This is a genomic window from Luteolibacter sp. (genome assembly GCF_058122085.1).
Window position 1 is genome coordinate 1 of record NZ_JBIKBQ010000065.1, and the last position, 22,601, is coordinate 22,601.

General features: G+C 62.6%; 9 protein-coding genes and 3 pseudogenes. 6 read left to right on the forward strand and 6 right to left on the reverse strand.

Features of this window, described 5'->3' with window-relative positions; genetic code table 11:
• Positions 1 to 1,023, forward strand: a 1,023-nt coding sequence (locus tag AC4DF4_RS11040; RefSeq protein WP_490048169.1) for an OmpP1/FadL family transporter, incomplete at its 5' end; no start/stop codon positions are given.
• A gap of 11 nt (positions 1,024 to 1,034) precedes the next feature.
• On the opposite strand, the gene AC4DF4_RS11045 is transcribed toward AC4DF4_RS11040, so the two are convergent.
• A complete protein-coding gene (locus AC4DF4_RS11045) occupies positions 1,035 to 1,352 on the reverse strand; it encodes a helix-turn-helix domain-containing protein (RefSeq protein ID WP_490048170.1) in 318 nt (105 codons plus the stop codon).
• 547 nt (positions 1,353 to 1,899) lie between these two features.
• Here AC4DF4_RS11045 and AC4DF4_RS11050 point away from each other — a divergent pair.
• Both AC4DF4_RS11050 and AC4DF4_RS11055 read left to right on the forward strand, forming a co-directional pair.
• Positions 1,900 to 2,292, forward strand: a pseudogene (locus AC4DF4_RS11050) (type I restriction-modification system subunit M N-terminal domain-containing protein); the annotation flags it as partial.
• 12 nt (positions 2,293 to 2,304) lie between these two features.
• Positions 2,305 to 2,643, forward strand: coding sequence for a M48 metallopeptidase family protein (locus AC4DF4_RS11055; protein WP_490048171.1), 339 nt, complete (start codon positions 2,305 to 2,307; stop codon positions 2,641 to 2,643).
• A gap of 166 nt (positions 2,644 to 2,809) precedes the next feature.
• On the opposite strand, the pseudogene AC4DF4_RS11060 reads toward AC4DF4_RS11055, so the two are convergent.
• The 5 genes and pseudogenes from AC4DF4_RS11060 to AC4DF4_RS11080 form a co-directional block, all read right to left on the reverse strand.
• Positions 2,810 to 3,325 (reverse strand): annotated as a pseudogene (locus AC4DF4_RS11060) (4'-phosphopantetheinyl transferase family protein); the annotation flags it as partial.
• Positions 3,322 to 7,353: a non-ribosomal peptide synthetase gene (locus tag AC4DF4_RS11065; protein WP_490048172.1), complete on the reverse strand. Its 4,032-nt coding sequence runs from the start codon at positions 7,351 to 7,353 to the stop codon at positions 3,322 to 3,324. The pseudogene AC4DF4_RS11060 and the gene AC4DF4_RS11065, both read right to left, overlap by 4 nt.
• 4 nt (positions 7,354 to 7,357) lie before the next feature.
• Entirely contained in the window at positions 7,358 to 13,903 is a 6,546-nt protein-coding gene (locus AC4DF4_RS11070; protein WP_490048177.1) for an amino acid adenylation domain-containing protein, read from the reverse strand.
• Positions 13,877 to 16,261 (reverse strand): annotated as a pseudogene (locus AC4DF4_RS11075) (type I polyketide synthase); the annotation flags it as partial. The gene AC4DF4_RS11070 and the pseudogene AC4DF4_RS11075, both read right to left, overlap by 27 nt.
• Positions 16,258 to 18,090: a non-ribosomal peptide synthetase gene (locus tag AC4DF4_RS11080; protein WP_490048173.1), complete on the reverse strand. Its 1,833-nt coding sequence runs from the start codon at positions 18,088 to 18,090 to the stop codon at positions 16,258 to 16,260. The gene AC4DF4_RS11080 and the pseudogene AC4DF4_RS11075, both read right to left, overlap by 4 nt.
• A gap of 385 nt (positions 18,091 to 18,475) precedes the next feature.
• Here AC4DF4_RS11080 and AC4DF4_RS11085 point away from each other — a divergent pair, with 385 nt between their 5' ends.
• The 3 genes from AC4DF4_RS11085 to AC4DF4_RS11095 all read left to right on the forward strand — a co-directional run bounded on the left by AC4DF4_RS11085 (position 18,476) and on the right by AC4DF4_RS11095 (position 22,377).
• A complete protein-coding gene (locus AC4DF4_RS11085) occupies positions 18,476 to 19,555 on the forward strand; it encodes an outer membrane beta-barrel protein (RefSeq protein ID WP_490048174.1) in 1,080 nt (359 codons plus the stop codon).
• A gap of 15 nt (positions 19,556 to 19,570) precedes the next feature.
• Positions 19,571 to 20,143 (forward strand): polysaccharide biosynthesis/export family protein, encoded by a 573-nt coding sequence (locus AC4DF4_RS11090; protein WP_490048175.1) that lies wholly within the window; start codon positions 19,571 to 19,573, stop codon positions 20,141 to 20,143.
• Positions 20,144 to 20,277: 134 nt separating this feature from the next.
• Positions 20,278 to 22,377 carry a GumC family protein gene (locus tag AC4DF4_RS11095; RefSeq protein WP_490048176.1) on the forward strand — a complete coding sequence of 700 codons (2,100 nt, stop codon included), beginning with the start codon at positions 20,278 to 20,280 and terminating at the stop codon, positions 22,375 to 22,377.
• Positions 22,378 to 22,601: the final 224 nt, after the last annotated feature.

Consider the following 22,601-nt stretch of genomic DNA (forward strand, 5'->3'; position numbering starts at 1 on the left):
TATTATAACGCGGCCGGTCTCACGCAGACCGAATCTCCCGAAGTCATCGTCGGCGCCTATTCGATCATGCTGGGGCTCGAAGCCGAGATGGATTCCGGAGAAAACTACGAGGCGGATAACAGCTGGGCTTTCCTTCCACAAATTTACGCGGCCGTGCCGATCAACGACAAGCTGGTCGTCGGCTTCGGCCTCAACACGCCCTTCGGCCTGGCCACCGATTGGGGAAGTGACACGCAATTCCGTTATCTGGCGACGGAAACGGAACTGAACTACGCCACCGGCTGGGTGGTTTTGGGTTACAAAGTCACTGATACGTTTTCGATTGGCGGCGGTTTCGGCGTCCATTATGCGGATTTGAAAATCGGCCAGGTCACGAATGAGCTCGGGCCTGATTTTTCGACGGAGTTTAACGGCGACGACGAAGCCCTGTCCTGGACATTGTCCACTCGCTGGCAGCCTTGCGAACAGCACGCCTTCGGTTTGATTTACCGCAGCAAGACGGATTTCGAGCTCGACGGGGATTTCGAGGTGACCGGCGTGTTCGACGAGAGCGCCAAGCTGGATTTCATGACGCCGTCCACGTTCGGCGGCGGGTATTCCTACTCTCCGTGCAAGGAGTGGAATTTCGAGGTCAACATCGAGTGGGTGAACTGGGACGAACTCAATTCACTGACTCTTTCCAAGAACACCGGCAACAAGTCGATCCCTTTCAACTGGAACTCCAACTTCATCTACTCCATCGGCGGCACCCGCTATTTCGAAAACGGCTGGAACGTGAGCGCGGGTTACAATTTCATCGAGAACAGCATGCCTGACTCGACATTCACTCCCGGCGTCGCCGACGCGAACCGCCACTGGCTCAATGCGGGCGTGGGGCGGAAGTATGAGTCGTTCAAATGGAACTTCGCCTATCAGTATGCTTTCTCGGACAACGATGTTTCAGGCTCGCCATACGGATTGGCGGACGGAACCTTCAAGTCGCGGTTCCACGGTCTCATGCTCAACTGCGACTGGCAGTTCTGAGCGAGGCCGGATCAGCTCACGGCGTTCAGAATATTGGCGTGTTCCTTCCGTTGGAACTCGGTCGGTTTCACGCCGTGGAACTGTTGGAAATCCCGGGAAAACATTTTCGACGTGGTGAATCCCAGGTCGATCGCCACTTCCTTGATCGGCGAGCCTTCGCGCAGCAGCGCGCGCGCGGCCACCATGCGTTCCTGACGAAGCCAGTCTTTCGGCGCGATGCCGATGCCTTCTTCGAAAACCCGCCGCAAATGGCGTTCCGACACGCTGATCCAGTCGCACAGGCTCGACATCCGGTATTCGCCCTCACGGGCGATTTGGCTGAGTGACAACGGCAGAGGCTCGCGGGCCAGGAGTACGAGGAACCTGCCGTCTCTTTGGATGATTTCTACGTCGCGGCGTTTCACGGGTCAGTCAGGGGGTGGGGTTGCCCCGAGATAAGTTCAAACTGCCCAGACTGTCAACTTTTTAAAATAATACGGGGTTTTGGGGTTTCTTTTTGAATTTCGAGTAAAACACGGAACCGGTCAGTGCTCCCTTTTGAATTTCAATCCAGGATTTCCAATGTTTGGCAAGTCAGGAGGTTTCAATCCGGAGTTCGGACCTCGGGGCTTGATCTCCTGGCACGGGGATGGCGCCACGGCGATTAAGCTAGGGAGCAACCGCAGGAATTCGATGTGTTTTTAACCGCGAATGGACGCCAATCGACGCGAATTTTAAGAACCGAATTTTTCAGAATCAGGAATTCCATTCAAAAAACATCTTCATTCGCGTTGATACGCGTCCATTCGCGGTTGAAGAATCCCTAGCTTGATCGCCCTGGGGATCGGCCGAATTTTCTCGCCCTGCCGTCCCCCGCCGTTAGCTTTCGGACACCTGATGCCCGCCCGTAAATCCACCGCCGCCAACAAGGCCACACGCCCCGCCAAAAAAGCGGCCCCCGAGAAGAACAAATCCCTCGAATCCTGGATCTGGGACGCTGCCTGCTCCATCCGTGGCGCGAAGGACGCGCCGAAATACAAGGACTTCATCCTCCCGCTCATCTTCACCAAGCGCCTCTGCGATGTCTTCGATGACGAGCTGAACCGCATCGCCGCCGAAGTCGGGTCGCGGAAAAAGGCGTTCCAGCTCGCCAAGCGCGATCACAAGCTCGTCCGCTTCTTCCTGCCGCTGGAGCCCGCCGATCCCGAGCAGCCGGTCTGGTCGGTCATCCGCAAGCTTTCCGACAAGATCGGCGAGGGCGTGACCACCCACATGCGGGCCATCGCCAAGTAAAATCCGCCCTTGCAGGGCATCGCTCCAGACACTTTCGTGGCGGATCGCTGGCGCGATCGGGAGGAGTTCAAGGGGCGGGTGCTGGAATGGGCGCGGAAGCTGGAAGTGGACGCGCACTCGATCTACATCCGGCCGATGAGGCGGAAGTGGGCGTCTTGTTCCACGGTGGGGACGCTGAGTTTCAATGACGAGCTGCTGGGGATGCCGAAAGAGTTGGGAGATTACGTCATCGTTCACGAGCTGCTGCATTTTTCGGTGCCGAATCATGGGAAGCTGTGGAAGAGCCTGATGCGGGCGCATCTTGGCGAGTATGAGAAGGCGGAGCAGCGGCTGAGGGTTGGTGGGTGAAGCCCTGATCAATCAGCTGAATCCGCGTCACCGAGGTCGGGGCGGAAACGAAGGTTTGATAGCCGTCGAGTCTAGCATGATGCAGTTCATGCAGATTCTGATTTTCCACTCCGGCGAGTGGGCGGTCTGAAATGGTCGTGCAGACCGGGTTTCCGAACAGAATCCGCACGGATTCCGGTGGGTGCGACAAACCGGTGCCTAGTGCTTTCAGCACGGCCTCCTTCGCCGTCCAGATCCGCAGAAGTTGAGACGCACGCGCGTTTGTCTCGGAAGGTAACTCGCTGATTTCCCGCGGGTGGCAGAAGGTAGTTTCGCATTCCAACAAATCCGGCGCCCGATCGAGAGATTCCAGGTCGATGCCGACCGGTCCCTCCGCACACAGCGCCACGATCGCGAGGTCGGAGCAGTGGGAGAGATTGAAATGAAGCGAATCGTAGGGCGGAGCCAGCAGAGGCTTGCCGTTTTCCGTGAGGACGAGCGGCACTTCCCGTGGCGGGCGCTGGATGGCTTGGCCGAGGATTTTTCGTAAGTTTGCCCGGCAAGCCATCCAGTGGACGGCGTCCTTTCTGAATCGGAAACGATCCGCCCGCGATTTTTCCTCATCGGCGAGGCAGGCCAAGGCGGCTTCCTGGGAAATGATTTCAGGAAAAACGAGATGAACGGTGACCTGTCCTGAAGTCATCCGGAGTGGTCCGGGTTGCCGTCGGGCGCTTCCTCACGTGAGAGGGCCAGATGCAGCGAGTTGGCAAGCGTTCCGACGTGATCAGGATCGAAAATCGTCAGGTGGCGGCCGGGAATTTGGATGATTTGAAGTCCGCCATCGGCTTGGGTGGACCAGCCGTAATCGGCCGGTAGTTCGACTTTGTCGCTGCCGGTGATGGCTTTGAAAAGGGTGACCCGGCCGGGGAAACGGGCGGGTTGATGCGCTTGCATCGCGCGCCAGTTTTCCTCGCGGACCTGGACGCGGCGCAAATCGCTGTAGGCCTCGGCGGGACCCGAGGACTGGGCCGCGAGAATCTCGGCGCTGACGCGGCGGTGGGTTTCAGTCCCTTCGCGGATTCGCTGGCGGAGCAGCGAGAGGCGCCTGCCCAAGGGGATTTCATGATGCTGTTTCCAGAACACCGCGAATCGACCGACGGGTGAATAGACTTTGCCTTGGACGGTCGGATTGTGGGTGTCGAAGAGACCGAGGAAATCGACTTCATGGCCCATTTCCACGAGCTGGCAAGACATGGCGTGGGCGACGACGCCACCGAAGGAATAGCCGGCGAGACGGAATGGGCCGCGGGGTTGAAAGGCCAGGAGGAGGCGGACGTATGCGGCGGCGGTTGCTTCGATGCTGGCGACTTCCACCTCACTGCAGCGGCTGAGTTCGGGCGACTCGATGGCGTGCAGCGGGCAGCCGGTCGGCAAATTGGCGGCCAGTTCCCGGTAGAAAAGCACGCCGCCATCGCCACCGTGAATGCAGAAGAGCGGAGAGCCGTCACCGCCTTCGCGGAGTGTGACGAAGTGGCCTTTTGCCGAAATGGCCGGCTCGGAATTGATTTCAGGCTGCGGTGCGAGCAGCCCGGCGAGGCCGCGGAGGGTCGGGTGGTTGATCAGCGCGGCGAGCGGCAGTGTGCAGTCGAACTCGCGGTTCATGCGGGAGAACAAGCGCAGCGCCATGAGCGAGTGTCCGCCGAGCGCGAAGAAGTCGTCGTCGCGGCCGATTTCCGGGAGATCGAGCAGATCGCTCCACATCGCGGCGAGCCGTTGCTCGGTCTTGCCGACGGGCGCTTCGCGGATCGTGCAGGTGTTGGAGCCGGCCGGGCGCGATGGATCGGGCAATGCGGAGACGTCGATCTTGCCGTTCGCGGAGAGCGGCATTGCTTCGAGGATGGCGATGCCGTCGGGACGCATGTAAGCGGGCAGGTTTCCCGCCAGAAATGCGGTCAGCGCGGCGACTTCAGGCGGGTTTCCCTCGGCGGGGACGACCCATGCGACGATGCGTTTCGTCTCCGCGGAATCGCCGCGGACGGCGACCTTCGCCTGGCGGACCGACGGATGGCTCGCGAGATGGGTTTCGATTTCTCCCAGCTCGATGCGGAACCCGCGGATCTTCACCTGCGAATCGCCGCGGCCGAGAAACTCGATCGAGCCGTCCGGCAGCCAGCGGCAGAGATCGCCCGTGCGATAGAGTCGGCCCAGCTCCGGGTGGAGATGGAATTTGGCGGCTGTCAGCTCGTCGTGATTGAGGTAGCCGAGCGCGAGCCCGTCGCCGCCGGTGAACAACTCGCCGGGGACTCCGACGGGCACGGGGCGCAGGCGGGAGTCGAGTAAGTGGGCCGTGGTGTTGCCGATCGGTCTTCCGATAGGGATGGAAGGCCGGTCGAGATCCGCGGCGGTGATGGTGTGGCAGCAGGTGAAAGTGGTGTTTTCGGTGGGGCCGTAACCGTTGATGAGCGTGGTGCCGGGAAGCGCCTCGACAGCACGCCGGACATGCGCCGGGGAGAGAATGTCGCCGCCGGCGAGCAGGTAGTGGAGTCCTTTGAGATCGGCGAGATGCTCGTCCACCATCGTCTGGAACAGTCCGGCGGTTAGCCAGAGGCAGGTCACGCCTTGCTCGCGGATCGCGCGGGCGATGGCGGGCAGGGATGGCCCGCTTTCGCCGGTGAGGACGATGCGCCCGCCGTGCAACAGCGGCATCCAGATTTCCAAGGTGGCGGCGTCGAACGAGATCGGCGCGGATTGGAGAAACGAGTCGTCCGGTCCGAAGTCCATGAATCCGCCGCCGAGGGCGAGCCGGGAAATGGCGCGGTGCGGAACAAGGACGCCCTTGGGCGTGCCGGTCGAGCCGCTGGTGTAAAAGATGTGGGACGCCGCGTCCGCCGGGACCCGGACTTGCTGGATCGGCGGGGAATCGAGGGATTCCGGCAACGGAGTTAGCAAGATGGTGCTCCGGCATTCCGGCAGGCGCCCTGCCAGCGAAGGCGTGGTGAGAAGCACCGCCGCGGCGGAATCCTCGAGCATGAAGCGGAGCCGCGCGGCGGGGTATTCGGGGTCGAGCGGCAGGCAGGTGGCGCCGGCCAGCAGGATGGCGATTTGGGCGGCGATCATTTCCGGCACCGAGGGCGCGCAAAGAGCGACGCGGTCGCCGGGCTTCACTCCCGCGTCGATCAGGCGGCCGCGGAGTTCGAGCGCGGAGGCGGCGAGCAGTTGATAGGAAATGGCGCGCTGGTCGTGAGTCAGCGCGATCCGCTGCGGCTCGCGGGCGGCTTGTTCGAGGAACAATTCGCCGAGCGAGCGTTCCGATGGATAGGGAATCCTCGCGCCGGACCACTGGGAAATCGCTGATTTCTCCGGGACGGTCAGGATGGGTAATTCCGAGAGCGGGACATCCGGCGCGCCTGCCGCGGCGTCGAGGAACGTTTCAAAATGCCCCAACAGACGCTCGGCCGTTTCGCGATCGAACAGATCGCGGGCGAAGTCGCACGAGGCGCGCCAGCCATCAGCCCGCTCGACCATGAAGAAGTGCAGGTCGAAGATCGCTCCGGGCGAGCGCGAGGGAATCGCGGTGAGCCGCGTGCCGCCGAAAGAGACGGGCTTCACGAAATCCCGCTGGTGGGTGAAGTTGATTTGGAACAGCGGGTTGCGTCCTGAATCGCGCCGCGGCTGCATGGCTTTGACGAGTTTTTCGAAGGGAAGGTCCTGATGGGCGATGGCCTCGGTCACGTTGTCGCGCACGCGTTCCACCAACTCGCCGAATGACGGATCGCCGGATAGATCGGTGCGGAGGATGACGCTGTTAATAAACGTGCCGATGACCGGCTCCAACTCGGCGCGCGTCCGTCCGGCGACCGGCGAACCCACGGCGATGTCTTCGAGGCCGGTGTAACGGCTGGCGACGGCTTTGAAGGCGGCGAGGAAAACATGGAACATCGTCGCGCCTTTTTCACGCGAGATGCGGGCGACTTTTTCGCTGATCGACGGACGCAGGATGAGGGAGACGATGTCGCCGTCCCAGGATTTCACCGGAGGACGCGGGCGGTCTGTGGGAAGCTCCAGCTCGGTGTAACCTAGGAGCCGTTGCTTCCAATAATCGAGATGCGGCGCGAGCTCGGGGCTTTCGAGAAACTCGCGCTGCCAGATGGTGAAGTCCGCGTATTGGATCGCGAGCGGTTCGAGCCGAGGCGCGCGGTTTTCCAACGATGCGTTGTAAAACTCGGCCAGTTCGTCGGTCATGATCCCGATCGACCATCCGTCCGCGACGGAATGGTGGATGGTGATCTGGAGAATGTGGCGGCCCGGCGCGGTGAGGATGAGGCTGGCGCGGAACAGCGGGTCCTTTGAGAGATCGAAGGGCGTGCGGGCCTCGACCGAGCCGAGGCGGTTGAGTTCGGCGGCCAGTTCGTCCCCGGTGAGATGGGAAACATTCGTCAGCGGCAGAGGGAAAGTCGTCTCCGGCGCGATGACTTGGAGCAGCTTTCCGTCTTCCTCGACGAAGCGGGTGCGCAGTCCTTCATGCCGGTCTGCGAGGGAATCGAACGCGGATTTCAGGAGCCCCCGGTCCAGCTCGCCTTCCAGCTCGAAGCGCACCGGCACATTGAAAGCCGGATGGCTGGGAAAGAGTTTTTCCAGATAGAAAAACGCCTCCTGGGCGGGCGACGCGGGAAACGCCAGCGACTCCGTCTCGGCGACCGGAGAGTCCTGTAGCTGAGGGATTACGCTCATCGGTTCAAAGCTTACGGCGATAGGCGTCCCGGTTGACAGCTTGAATTGCAGCTGCGAGCGGCTTCTGAGCGGTGGCGGAGGATGCGGCGGCTAGAGCGGCGACATTGCGGAGGCGGAAAACCTGCGCGGGCGTGACAGCCAGCCCGGCGCGGGTGGCGCGGGTGGTGATTTGGAAAATCAGGATCGAGTCGCCGCCGAGTTCGAAGATGTCGTCCTCCACGCCGATATCGTCCTTGCCGAGCACCTGTTTCCAGATCTCCAGCAGTTTTCCTTCGGCCTCGTTGCGGGCACCGACGATCTGGCGCGGCGCGGTGATTGTTTCCACCTCGGACGGCGCGGGAAGCGCCTTGCGGTCCACCTTGCCATTGGGAGTCAGCGGGAAGCTGTCGAGCGCGACGAACACCGCGGGAATCATGTAGTCCGGCAGATGCGAGGCGAGGTGGCGGCGCAGCGCGGGTGCTAGATCGCCGGTCGCCGAAGCCGCCGCGTGCGGCGTGTTGGTGTAACTGGAAGCGGGCTGGGATGGCGTCCGTGTTTTCCAATCCGGCAAGGTTTCGTGGGTGGAAAAAACCACATCCAGGAGTCCTTCCGTGCCGTCACCTTGCCAACGGACGTGTGCTTTGAATCCGGCTTGCTCGGCGAGATTGAACAACTCCTCGGCGGTGACTGCATTGAGCGGCGCGGCGGGGATGGCTGGCAATGGCGCGTCCGCCGGTGCGGATTGGAGCGCACGGTGGAAGGCGATGGCGGGAGCCAGACGGGCGTCGGGAATGCCGGTGAGGTGGATGTTGGCTTTTGAACCGTCGAGCATCGCCTCAAGCTGCTCAAGGTTGAGATTTTTCCACTCCAGCGGCTCCGGAACTTCGAAAGCGCCGGGTGCCGGTTCCTTGTGGAGGATCGCATCGTAGTGATAGCGCGTGGTTTCGTTGGAAATTTTTCCACGGCGCAAAAGTGTCTCGGTATGGGTGACTCCCGGGATGCGAACTTTGATGGATTCAAACCACGCTGGATCGATGGAAAGCTCCGTTTCGTGCGCGACTCGGCGGACGACGCTGTCGCGGAGTTGTCCCGCGGTCATGCCGGCGGGGGCTCGTTCGTGAAGCGCTTCAGCATGGTGGGTGGCGAGGAGGGCGTTGCCCTGGAGGTCGCCGAGGAAAATGCGGCCGCCGGGTTTCAGGATTCGCGCCGCACCCTCGAGGACGCGGGAGAGATAGGCGGCGTCCGGGAAATACTGCGCGACGGAGTTGATGATGACGGTGTCGAAGGTTTCGTTAGGTATTCCGCTGAAGTCATCGGCGGGGCGGTGGAAGAGTTTCACCTGCGGCAGCGGGTGGTTTTTCTCAAGCGCTTCGATGGCGACTTTTGAAATGTCGGCGGCCCAGTAACATTCGGAGGTGGCGGCGAGGCGGGCCAGGATTTGCCCCGTGCCGCAGCCGATTTCGAAAATCCGGCGGGCGTCGTGGGTCTGGATGCGGTCGATGGTGGTGTCGATCCACTCGGTCACTTGGTCCTCGATGTTTTCCGCGCCCGCCCAGCCGGCGATGACGGAATCGAGGCGGTCGAGTTTCTCGCTGCCGGTCTGGTCGATGGCGGATTGATAGAGGAGATCCCACTGGTCCTGCCAGATGGCCGTGCCGTCGGAGCGGGTGGCATTTCGGAGATAGGCGACGAGGCGGCCGTCGTGGACACTGGCCACCGCCTGTTCGACGGCGGGGTGCTTTTCCAAGAGCGTTTCAATTTCTCCCAGCTCGATGCGGAAGCCGCGGACTTTCACCTGGTGGTCCATGCGACCGAGGCATTCCAAGGAGCCGTCGGCGGTCCAGCGGGCGAGGTCGCCGGTGCGGTAAAGCTTGCTGCCCGGGCGGAACGGCGAGTCGATGAAGCGGTCCGCCGTTAGCTCGCGGAGTTCGTGATAGCCCGAGGCCAGGCCGTCGCCGCCGATGAGGAGTTCGCCGGCGATGCCGACCGGCTGCGGCTGCATGGCCGGGTTGACGATGTAAACCTGCGTGTTGTCGATCGGGTGGCCGATGAGAACCGGGCCTTCGCCAGCGCCGAGCCGGGCGACCGTGGACCAGATCGTGGTCTCGGTGGGGCCGTAAACATTCCAGATTTGCCGGCAGAGTGGGTCGAGGCGGTTGACCAGGTCCCGCGGCACGGCCTCGCCGCCGATGAGGATTTTCAGGTCGGATTTTCCAGCCCAGCCGGACTCCAACAGAAGCCGCCAGGTGGCGGGGGTCGCTTGCAGCACGGTGATTCCGCGGCGGGTGAGGGCGTCGGCGAGGAGTTGGCCGTCGAGCGTGGTTTCCCGGGTGGCGATGACGGTCTCCGCGCCGGTGGTGAGCGGCAGGAAGATTTCCAAACCGGAGATGTCGAACGACAGCGTGGTGACGGATAGAAGGATGTCGTCCGGCGTCAGGCCGGGCTCGCGGCGCATCGAGTTGAGGAAATTCACCACCGCGCGGTGCGGGATGCGCACGCCCTTCGGCCGGCCGGTGGAGCCGGAGGTGAAGATGACATAGGCGGTGTCTTCCGGGTCGGGCTCGACCGGGCTGAAGGAGCCGGGCGTGCTGGAAGGCTCGTCCACTAGCAGGACCTTGGCAGCCGACGGCGGTAGTTCGCGATGGATCGAGGATTGCGAAACGATGACCGACATGTGGGCGTCCTCGACCATGAAGCCGAGGCGTTCCGCCGGGAACGCGGGGTCCATCGGCACGTAGGCTGCGCCGCATTTCAGGATGGCGAGCAGGCCGGTGGCGATGGCGCACGAGCGTTCCAAATGGATGCCGACGAGGTGGCCGCGCTTCACGCCTGCGGCTTGGAGCCGGGCGGCAAGGGCGTTGGAGCTCGATTCGAGTGCGGCGTAAGTTAGGACTTCATCGCCGCAGCGGACGGCGTTGCGGGTCGGCACTTCACCGACCTTGGCGGAAACGAGCGAGTGGAGCGTGGCGGCGCGCGGGTAGTCGCGGGCGGTGGCGTTCCATGTTTCGAGAGTCAGGATTCTTTCCTCCGCGCCGAGGATCGGCAATGCGTCGAGCGGGGTTTCGCCGTCGGCGATGACGCTTTCGATCAATTCCTCGAAGGCACCGAGCCAGCGGCGGATGGTGGCCTTGTCGTGGAGGTCGGTGTTATACTCGCACTCGACGACGAGCCGCTCGTCGGTTTGCACGAGATTGAAGAAGAGGTCGAAATTGACGAACTGCTTCGGGTTGGTCTCGGCGTCGATTTTCAAACCGTCGAGATGGATCTGATCGATGCCGGATTTGTCGATGTTGAACATCACGGAAACCAGCGGCAGGCGACTGGTGTCGCGCGGCAAAGTGAGCTTCTGCAACAGCGAGCCGAAGGTGTAATTCTGGTGGTCGTAAGCTTCGAGAACCTGCTCCTTCACCTCGACGGCGAACTCACGGAAGGCGCGTTCGCCGGCGGGCTGGAGGCGTAGCGGGAGGAAATTCAGGCAGTGGCCTATCAGCTCGTCGCGCCCGACGCGGGTTTGGCCGGCGGATGGCACGCCGATGACCAGATCTTCCTGGCCTGTGATCCGATGGAGCAGCGTGGCGAATGACGAGAGCAAGGTGGCGAAAAGCGTGCCGCCGAGTTTCGGCGACGCCTTTTTCAACCGGGCGTAGCGCTCGGGATCGAGGGTGATCGCCTCCATCGCTCCGGCATAGCTTTTCACCTGCGGGCGGGGACGATCGGTCGGGAGTTCCAGAACGGGCGCGCCGTTTGAAAATTTGTTCACCCAGAAATTCTCCGCCGCGGTGACTTCGGCGCTGTTAGCGGCGGATTCTTCCAGCCGGGCGTATTCGGCGAAGGACATCGCTGGCGGCAGTTTTGGCAGGTGCCCGGCCTTGCGGGCGTTGTAGGCGGTGGCCAGTTCGGCGAGGATCATGCCGAAGGACCAGCCGTCGCAGACGAGGTGGTGGGCGGTGAAAATGACCTCGTGCCGCTCGGCTGACAGGCTCACCAAATGAAGCCGGAAAAGCGGGCCGTTCGTGAGATCGAAGGGAATCGAGCTTTCCGCGTTCTTGATGAGCGAAAGCGGCAGCAAGGTCGATGGCGAGTGGAGGTCGATGCTGGAGAAATCGTGCTCCATGATTTCCACCGAGCGCGCGGACGGATGGAAATACTGGCGGTTGCCGTCTTCGGAAAAGGTGCTGCGCAGCGCGGGATGGCGGACGATGAGATCATTCAGCGCGGCTTTGAGGGCGGGCGTGTCGAGCGCGCCGTCGAGACGGATGATGTTGGATTCGTTGAACGAGCAGTTCGCGTCGTCGCCCATTTGGACGCCGTGGAAAATCTCGCGCTGCGCCTCGGTGGTCGGCGCGCTGTCGAAGCGCGGGAACGCCACGGGCGCCTCGCCGATTCCCTCGGGGGAAGCTGGTAGAAATCCGGCGGCCTGCATTTCCGCGACGGCATCGGTGAAGGCCTTGGTGACGTGGTCGAGGTCCTCGTCGGTGTGCGCGGTGGTGAAATACAATGGCCGGCCTTCCCAGACGTGGACGCCTTTTTCCCGCAGGAAATACCAGAGCAGGCTCGCGTATTTGAGATCCGGCGCGTGCTCGATGACCGCGTAGGCGCTGAAATGCGGCAGCCGGATCGGCACTCCGATCGTCTCGAAATGTTCGTTGAGCGTGCGGCAGAAACGGCTGACGCGTTCCTCCATGTCGATCTGCAGGCGCGGGCCTTCGCCCATCAGATGCTCGACGACGCGCCACGCCGCGGCGAGCGCCAGCGGGTGCCTAACGAAGGTTCCGGCGAAGAAGGTCACGCCGACTTCCGGGAAGCTGTCGTCGCCATAATTCCACGCACCGCCGTCGAGCGCGTCCATGTATTCCTTCTTGCCTGCGAGCACGCCGATGGGCATGCCGCCGCCGATGACTTTGCCATAAGTCGCCATGTCCGCCTCGACGCCGAAGTAGGCTTGCGCGCCGCCCGTAGCGCAGCGGAAACCGGTGACGACTTCATCGAAAATCAGCGCGGTGCCGGCCTTCTCGGTGATCGCGCGGACCTCGTGCATGAACTCGCGGGGTTGCAAGCCGGGGGCGCGGCTCTGCACCGGCTCGATCATCACGGCGGCGAGTTCGTGGGCGTGGGCCCGAAGAATTTCCAGCGAAGCGGGGTCTGCGTAATCGAGAACGAGCATGTTCGCCACCAGCGATTGCGGGATGCCCGGCGCGATCGGCTGGGCTTTGTAAATTCCGTCCACCCAAGCGCCGCGGACGAGGACTTCCTCGAACATCCCGTGATAGTCACCGGTGAAATAAGCGATGCGATTGCGGCCGGTGATGGTGCGGGCGAGGCGCATCGCGGCCATCACGGCTTCCGAGCCGGTGTTGCAGAAGGTGGCGCGCTCCATTCCGGTTAGCTCGCAGATCGCCTTCGCGAGTTTCCCGGCGATGGGCGACTGCGGGCCGATTTCCACCCCGGTGCGGAGTTGTTTCTCCACGGCGTCGATCAGCCAGTCCGGCGAGTGGCCGAAGAAATAAGTGCCGAAGCCCATTGTGATATCGACGTATTCGTTGCCGTCGATGTCCCAGAGCTTGGCGTTCTTGGTGCGCTGGGAAACGATCGGATAGACCATTTCCTTCCACAGCGATTTGAAGCCGGAAACCGCGCGGGGATCGGCGTAGTGCGGTCGGTGCTCGGCGGTGTAGGCTTTGGATGAAGGGGTTTTCGCGACGTAGCGGGCGACCAAACGGTCGAGCGAATTCTGTTGGAGATCGGTCAAGCCGCCTTTCTCGCCCTTGTCGATGGGCTTGTAGGGACCGAAGCGGGTGTTGGTGTTCGCGTTGCGGGCGAGGTTGTCTGGCCATTTCACCGGGCTCAGGCCGCTGGTTGGAGCTGCGGCAGGCGCGGGTTGTTGGCCGGCGAGCATGGCTTGCATGAGCTGGAGATTGCTCGCGATGAGTTGTTCTAGCGGTGTGCTGGTGGTGGGTGCGACGACAGGTGCCGCGACAGGCGTGGCGACCGTCGCGCTGGCGGGCATTTCCTGGGCGAGGTATTTGGCGAGGGAGGCGACGGATGAGAGGTCGCCTAGCATCTGGCGGAAGGTGACTTTGGTTCCGAAGCGGGATTGGATCGCCTGGCTGGCTTGGGTGAGGAAGAGCGAGTCGAAGCCGAGTTCGGTGAAACTTGCGCTGTCGTCATCAACGACAATGCCGGAGAGATCGAGGACGAGAGCGCGGAGTTTTGCGACGAGGTCGGGGAGGCGGTCGGTGGTCATGGGGGCGGGGGATGGTGGCGCGTCTTTGGCTGTTGGCGGGAAGCGACGGTCACAGACCGCCGCTACAGGTTCGGATGAGTTGTCGATCCAGTAGCTCTGGCGTTCGAAGGGGTAGGTGGGCAGGCGGAGGCGGGCGCGGTCCTGGTCTTTGAAAATGGCGGACCAATCGGGCGTCACGCCGTTTTTCCAGAGTTCTCCGGCGGCGGTCATCAGGTCTGCCAGATCGTCGGACGAGGTGGGAAGCGTGGAAATAACCGGGGTGTTTCCGCGGCCGGGATGCTGGCGGGCGAAGGGCGCGAGAGCTTGGCCGGGGCCGACTTCGAGCATGACGAGGTCCTTTTCCGCGAAGGCGGTGGCGAGGGCTTCGGTGAACCGGACGGTGTGGCGGAGCTGGCGCGCCCAGTAGCCGGGATCTGCCAGAGTGGCGGCGTCGATGGCGTTGCCGGTGCAGGTGGAAATCCACGGGATGTTAGGCGTGCTGGCCGGGATTTTCGCGGCTTCTGCGGTGAAGATGGCGACGATCGGCTCCATCATCGCGGAGTGGAACGCGTGGGAGGTCTTGAGCAAACGGCAGCCGATTTCCTTGGATTCGAGATCCATTTGAAATGCAGCGATGGCTTCGTGCGAGCCGGAAACGGTGCAGAGCTGCGGGCTGTTGACCGCGGCGAGGTCGACGCCGTCTGTCAGCGTGAGCGTGTCGGCTCCGGCGCGGATGGCGAGCATGCCGCCGCTCGGGAGGTCCTGCATCAGGCGGGCGCGGGTCGCGAGGAGTTGTAGCGCGTCTTTCAGTTCGAAGGTTCCGGCGAGCACGGCGGCGACGTATTCGCCGATGCTGTGGCCGATGAGCAGCGACGGCTGGATGCCCCATGACATCCAGAGTTTCGCCAGCGCGTATTCCGCGACGAAGATGCACGGCTGTGTCAGCGCGGTGCGGTTGATGTCAAGCGCGGCGGTTTCGCGCCCGGCTTCAGTTGGATAGAGCGTGGAGCGGACGTCGTGATTGAGCAGCGGGAGGAGAAGCGTGGCGCATTCATCGACGGCGGCGCGGAAGGCGGGTTCGGAGTCGTAGATCTCGCGGCCCATGTCGGTGTATTGCGCGCCTTGGCCGGGGAAGATGAAGGCGACTCGCGGCGCGGTCGCCGGAGCGAGCGTGGCTTTTCCCTCGGTGCGCAGCTTGGCGATGGCGTCCGCGGCATCCGCGGCGACGATGATCCGGCGTTGTGGGAAGGACCGGCGGCCGGTGGCGAGGGTGTGGGAGACGTCTGCCAGATCCGGGTTTTCGCTGGCGAGGTGGTCGGCGAGACGCAGCGCCATCGCGTCGAGCGCGGTGGCGGTTTTCGCGGAGAGCGTGAGCAGCTGTTGTTTGCGGCCCGAAGTTGTTGGAAGCGGGAGCGGTGCTTCCTCCATCACGACGTGGGCGTTGGTGCCGCCGACTCCGAAAGCGCTGACGCCGGCCAGACGCGGAGTTTCGCCGCGTTTCCAATCGCGGTCCGCGCTGACGGGTGAGAACGGGCTGTTGGGGAAATCGATGCGCGGGTTCGGCGACTTGAAATGAAGCAGCGCGGGGATTTTCTCGTGGCGGAATTGCTGGATGGTTTTGATCAATCCCGTCACCCCGGCGGCGCAGTCGAGATGGCCGATGTGGGTCTTGCCGGTGCCGAGGGCGCAGAAGGAATTTTCCTCCGCACCCCCTTCGCGGAAGGCCTTGGTGAGCGCGGCGACCTCGATGGGATCGCCGAGCGGGGTGCCGGTGCCGTGGGCTTAGATGTAGGAAATTTCCGACGGACTGACACCGGCGGAGGCTTGGGCGAGGGCGATGACATCGGCCTGGGCTTTGAGTCCGGGCGCGGCGAAACCGATCTTGTCGGAGCCGTCGTTGTTGACGGCCCAGCCTTTGATCACGGCGAGGATCGGGTCGCGGTCGGCGATGGCTTCGCTGAGTCGTTTCAGCAGGACAACGCCGCAGCCGTGGCCGAAAACCGTTCCGGCGGCATCCGCGTCGAAGGCGCGGCAGGTGCCGTCCGGCGAGACCATGCCTTCTTCCTGGAAAAGGTAATCCCGCTGTTGGGGAAAACTGATGGAGACGCCGCCGGTGAGCGCCATGTCGCACTGGTAGGTGAGCAGCGCGGTGGCGGCCTGGCAGATCGCGACGAGCGAGGTGGAGCACGCCGACTGGATCGTCATGCTCGGGCCGCGGAGGTTGAGCTTGTAGGAGACGCGGACCGGCAGGAAGTCCTTGTCGTTGCCGAGCATCGTCTGGTATTCGGAGACTTGATAGTTCTTCGCCAGCTCGCGGCCTTTGCCGAGATTGTGGAGCAGGTAGGTGTTCAGGCTGAGGCCCGCGTAAACGCCGATCATGCCGGGGTAGGCGGCGGGATCGTAGCCGGCGCTTTCGAGCGCTTCCCACGAGCATTCGAGGAAAACCCGGTGCTGCGGGTCCATCAGCTCGGCTTCCTTCGGGTAAATCCCGAAGAACGTGGCGTCGAACTTGTCCGGATTCTCGAACATGCTGCGCGCGCCGACGTATTTGCTGCCGTCGGCTTCGGTGCGTCCGGGGAAGCGGGTGATGCCGTCCTTGCCGGCCATGAGATTCTGCCAGAACTCATCGGGGTTTTGCGCGCTGGGGAATCGGCCTGCCATGCCGATGACGGCGACGGCTTCGGGTGCTTGGATGTCTTCGTTCATCGGTTAGTGGGGCGGCGGAATCTGGAGAAGCCGGCCTGAGCCTGGCGGGCGCGGTCTTGGACAGTGGCGGGGGCAGCGGTCTCGGTTTTTGGTGAGAGAAACTCCGAGATCGAGCGGACGCTGGGGAGGGCGAACAGCTCGGTGATCGCGAAATTCCTGCCGGTCATTTCCATCAGGCGGACATGGATGATCGCGACGTGGATGGAATTTCCGCCGAGATCAAAGAAGTTCGCGGTGGCGTCGTTGACCGGGCGATCGAGGATTTCCGACCAAAGCGCGAGGATTCGCGACTCCATCGACACGCCGGGAGTGGTCTTCGGGGCGACCGGTGCCGCGGCTCCCGCGAGGGCGCGGCGGTCCACTTTGCCATTGGGCGTGAGCGGGAAATTCTCAACGAAACGGAACTCGCCGGGGACCATGTAGGCCGGCAGGCGGTCGGATAAGTGTGCGCGCAGTGCTGCGACGTCCGGGGTGCCTTGGACGTGGGCGATCAGGCGGTTTTGGCAGGCGATCACGACGGCCTCGCTAACGGCTTCGTGCAGGTTCAAGGCGATTTCGATTTCGCCGAGCTCGATCCGGAAGCCGTTCACCTTCACCTGTTGGTCGGCGCGGCCGCGGAATTCGAGAATCCCCGACGGATGGCGCTTGGCGAGGTCGCCGGTGCGGTAAATGGAATGCGTGAAGGCTTCGGCGGTGCGGTCCGGATCATTCAGATAGCCGCCACCCACGCCGACGCCGGAGATGCAGAGCTCGCCGATTTCGCCGTCTGGTAGAATCCGGAGCGATTCGTCGCGGATGGAAACCTGGACGAGGGGAATCTCGCGGCCGAGCGGGACGAAGGGGAAATCATCGAGATTTCCGCGGTGAAGACGGTGGAAGGCGCAGATGTCGGTGCACTCGGTGGGGCCATAGGAATTGACCACTTCTGCCCGGCAGTTCGGATGCTCCAGCCAGGCGCGGAGGCGGTTGACGGAGATCGGTTCGCCGCCGAGGACCGCGAAGCGGAGCGACGAGAGCGCCGCGTAGCCGTCGGCGGCCGCCGCGTCGACGAGCGGATAGAAGGCGCTCGGCGTGCAGTTCAGGAGCGTGACGCCGTGGTCGCGGATCAGCGCGGTGATGCGCGAGATGTCGTAAGTCTGGCAGTCGTCGAGAATCAAGGTGCCGCCGGTGATCAGCGGGGCGAAGAAATTCTTCTGTGTGAGGTCGAAGCTTGGCGAGCTGATGACCAGCGTCCGGTCGCCCGGACCGAGGGTGAGTTCGATGGAATACCAGTGGAGCAGGTTGGCGAATCCCTGGTGATAGACGGACGCCGCCTTCGGCTGGCCGGTGGAGCCCGAGGTGAAAATCGCGTAGATCAGGTCGTCCTTTTCGAACGATTGGGCGGGTTCGTCCGCGGAGGCTTCGTCGACGCTGGCGTCGTCCATGCAGATCGCCTGGACGTTGGGGAATTCCCCGGCGAGCTCCTTGTTGGTGACGACGTATTCGAGGTTGGCGGAGGAAATCATTTGTTCGATCCGGGCGGCGGGGTAGCCGGGATCGAGCGGGACGTAAGCCGCGCCGGATTTCAGGATTCCGAGCAGGGCGGCGGGAAGATCCAGAGAACGATGCAGTCCGAGGCCGACGAATTTTCCGCGGCCGATGCCGCGGGATCGGAGGAGGTTGGCGATTTGATTCGAGCGCGCGCTGAGCTCGCCGTAGGACATCGAGCCGGTCCCGCTGATCACGGCGGTCTGCGCGGGACGGTGCTGTGCCTGTCGTTCGAACTTGTCCGTCCAGCGGTTAAGTGAGGCGGAAGGGCGCGACAATTCGGGAGTCAGGAGCTGTTGCATGGGGGGATTTGTGAAAATAGAGCCGTACCCTAATGCAAGTGTTGGAGATTTGGCAAGCAAACGGGGGAGAATCTTAATCAGGCAAAGTCGAATACCTGCGGATAAGAGGAAATCGGACGCTCAAATTCCTAACATAGATCTGTGGCCTTTGAATTACGCGATCGCGTATAGCTTGGATATTTGAAAAGTCTTGTCAGCGGCGATGGGAAGAGCGATGACTTGCGCGTTGCCTCCCCCCGCAATGAATTTCAAAGAACCATGTTCCCCCCGGATGGTTGTTTTGATGACGGCCTGTATTTCCGCCGTCGTCTGGCTCCCAGTCCGTGCGCAAGAATTCTCGCCGGTCGTTAATGACCGGGTCGAGTCGGGCGCTGATGATATTCCCGTGATTCCGCAAAGCGAGGAGCGCCGTGGCGGGCTGGAACTCGGCGCGGTGATTTCCGCGGCCTACAGCAGTAATATCTACCTGAGCAGTTCGGATCCCACCTCGGACCTCGTCGTCCGGATCGGGCCGACGGTGGCTTACACACAAGGGGATTCCAAGGAAGGCGAGGGGGGATTCATCCAAGTCGCGTATCGTCCGACGGGCGTGATTTATGCCGACAACCATTCGGATAGTCGGGTTGATCAATCGCTGGCGGTTGCGGCGGGATGGCGCGGAAAGGCGTCGAAATTAACCTACACGGGCAGTGCCAAAATGCTCGGCGACGCGACGCCGGACACGGGCAGCCAGACCGACCGGCTCGAACTCGCAAACGAAATCCGCGGCGCGTGGATGCCTCGCGAGAAGCTCGCCGCCGAGTTGGCGGTGGGTGGCTGGCAGACGACTTATGATCGTTCGGATTTGGTGGATTCAGGCCGGATCTTCGGGGAAGTCGCCGTGCGTTACGCGTATTCGCCGAAGACCGAGATCGGCACGGCCTATCGTGCGGGTCGACTGGAAATCGACGGGTCGGACTCGCAAACGATCCAGCAAGTGACCGGCAGCATCGATTGGAAACCGCGGGAGAAGATCCATGTGAAGCTCGAAGCCGGGGCCAGCTTCCGGAATTCCGGAGAGGACACGAATGTCACTCCCGTGTTGAACGGGCGGATTGATTGGACGCCCAGCGAGGGGACGGAGGTCTTTCTGACAGCCTATCAAAGGGAGGAGGTCTCGGCGCTCAACGACGGGCAAATTTACGAGGTGAGAGGAATCACGGCCGGATTCGTCCGGCGGCTGGGTGGGGATTGGACGGCGCGGCTGGAAGCCGGGTATGAATCCGCCTCCTACGAGTCGGTAAAAGGCACGGGCGCGGCTTCCCGGAAGGATCGGATTTGGTTCGTCCGTCCGGCATTGGAATACCGCTACTCCGACGAGTTTGATGTCTCGCTATTTTTCAAGGCATCTGATGACAATTCAACGGATGACGACTTCAGTTACGACGAAGCCGTGACCGGAGTCGAACTCAACTATCAATTCTAAGCACGCCATTTACCGATGAACTCGAAATTTACAGCGGTTTTCGCGGTCCTCCTCGGACTCTTCGCGCCGATCTTGGCGTCGGCTCAGGGCGTGCGCTCGTCGGGCGTGATCGGTCGGATGGACAATGTGGAAATCCGGGTCTTTCGCGAAGACGAGCTGACCACCCGCGGCCAGCTTTCCGGCGATGGCACGATTTCCATGCCGCTGATCGGAGCGGTCCGCATCGAGGGGCTCACCACCGATCAAGCGGCCGCGGCGATCACCCGCAAGCTGGCGGACGGCTATCTGGTGAAGCCCGAAGTGAGCGTCTCGATCGAGGCGCGCATCCGCAAGACGATCACCGTTTTGGGCCAGGCGCAGCGCCCCGGAGTTTTCGAGCTGCCCGCGCACCGGCAATTGACACTGGTGGAGGCCGTCGGCATGGCCGGCGGCGTGACGCGGATCGCCAACGGCAAGAAAATCAGCCTCAAGCGCCGTGGCGGTGGCGGGGTTGAAATCGTTAATCTATCGGACATCACCACGGGCAAGGGGACTGACATTCCCTTGCGCGACGGCGACGTCATCACCATCCCGGAAAGCCTGTTCTGAAGCACTCCAATTCATTTTCGATGTCGCTCTCAAATTCAAAGAATTCCGATCTCTCCACAAGAGCTTCGCAGTTGTCCGTTCCGGTTGGTGCGGACCCCACTCATTTCCTGGCCAAGGTGGAGCTTGGGCGCCTGATGCACATTCTGCTATACCGCAGTTGGGTCGTGTTGTTGTTGGGCATTGCGGGGGCCGTCGCGTTGTATGCGTTTGCCGCTCGTCTACCTAAGATTTACCGTGCTTCGGGATCGGTCTATGTGAGCAGCCAGGCACCGTTGGTTCTGGATATCCGGGCGGTTGCTCCGGAGGAAACCCGCGACCTTGAGCAAATGCGTTCGGTGGAGCAGGGGATGAGCGCCTCGAGCTTGCTGATGCGCATGATCGACGTGAATCACCTCGACGCTGACCCCGCCTTCGCGCCGCAGGGCAGCAGCCCGCAGGCGTTGTTGGGAATCATTTCGCAACGGGTGAAAATCGAGCTGCGCCGGGGCACCCGGATCATCGACATCCATGTGGATGACACCGACCCCGCACGCGCCAAGCGCCTGGTGGAGTCCTTGGTGGAGGAGTATCAGAAATCGACAAATGACCGTCAGAAAGCGGTCACCCAGCAAGCCAGCGAAGGACTCGCCCGTGAGGAGGGAAGCCTGCGCGAACAAATGGAAGCGTCGGCCCGCAGACTTCAGGAATTTCGCGAAGCCCATCCGGTTCCGGGACTGGAGGGAACCGGCAGCGGCATTCCTGTGAGAGATGCGCTCGCGACCTTGAGCGCTCAACTCACCGAAGCCACCTCCGCCCGCCTCCGTGTGGAGTCTGAATTCGAAGCGTTCGCGAAATTTGATCCGTCGAATCCGGAGGCGCTTGCGGGCCTGGCAATCTCCGAGCGCGGAACCGAAGTCCTCAATCAGTTGAAGGCGATCCAACAGAAGGAAGCGGACTTTGGCCGGGTGAAAGAGCGCTACCTGTTCAAGCATCCGGTCTATAAGGGGGTTTCTAACGAGATCGCCCTCATGAAAACCAATCTAGTGGATACCGTCCGCTCCGCCGGCCAGGCACTGGAGCAACGGTATCGCGTCGCCCAGGAAAACGAACTCAAGCTCTCCGTGGAAGTCGGCCAAGCCCGCGACAGAGCCGTCGATATCGAGGGGATTCGCGAGCAGTTCCGCGGCATGAGCCGGGACGCCGAGGCAGACCGCAAGCTGCATGATTCCGTCGCGGTGAGACTGCGCGAGACAAGTCTGGCGGCGTCAGTCCCGCCCTCGGTCCTGCGCTGGGAAGATACTCCGCTGGTGCCGGAAATCTCCCGCAGCCCGCGCAAGATCGTTTTCGCCGCGGTGGGCGCATTCGTTGGTTTTCTGGGCGGCCTGGTGCTTTTGGTGGCGCTTGAGCTCGGAGACCGCAGGGTGCGCGATCCCGCCGCCGCCGCCCGTGCCACCAGCGCGCCGCTGTTGGCGAAATTGCCGGAGATCGCGCATTCGGGCGACGGCATGGTGCTTCTATCCGATCCGTCGTCCGCCGGGGCCGAGGCTTTCCGCCGCTTGCGGGCGATCCTCGCCCCGCCGCCGGGCGGCAATGCGCGGACGGTGCTTTTCGCCAGCGCGAGGGCGGGGGAGGGCAAGTCGTTCTGCGCGCTCAACTACGCCAGCTCGCTTGCCATGCAGGGCCACCGCACCTTGCTGCTTGACGCGGATCTGCGTCGTCCCGGGCTGAGCCGCCTGCACCTCGCCGAGGCCGCGCCGGACTCCGGTCTCGGCGGCTATCTGGCCGGAAAAATCGACCCTGCGGACGCCTGCTTCACCACGGTCCTGCCGAATCTCTACATGCTCTCGTCCGGGCCGATGCGCGCGGACGCCGGCGAGCTCCTCGCTGGCACGCGTTTCCCCGCCCTGCTTGAAGACGCCTACCGCTGGTTTGACCGCGTGGTCATTGATTCGCCATCCGTTTTCTCGGTGAGCGACACGCTGGCGATCACCCGTTACGCGGACCGCACTTGCCTGGTCGTCCGCGACGGCGGCAGTGACCGCCGCGAGCTCAAACGCGCGGCCGACCTCATCCGCTCGGCGGGCGGGACCTTGGTCGGCTTCATCTGGAACGAGTTTCCCGCAAGCGCGCCAGGCTCCTCGTCGTCCGGCCCCGGCGTCCAGGTGAATCGCCCTGTTCTCTCAAGCACCAAGCCCGCTGGCGTGGTTTCTGCTCCCCCTTCCGATACCTGTGAAATTGTTCCTACTTTTGCGTAGCCAATCTTCTCGTTTTATCTTACCGCTCAGTGTCGCGTAAAATTTTATTTGTCGGTTAGTGAATTTTAAAATTGTACGATTTTGAGGATGTGTACAATTAGACAGGTGCCCGCCAAATTACACCGAATCAAGTTATCGAAATCCGAACGCCATGAACTCGAAGCCCTCCGCGATCAAAAGAGCGGCAAGGCCTCCGGCATCATGCGTGCGGTCGCATTGTTGCT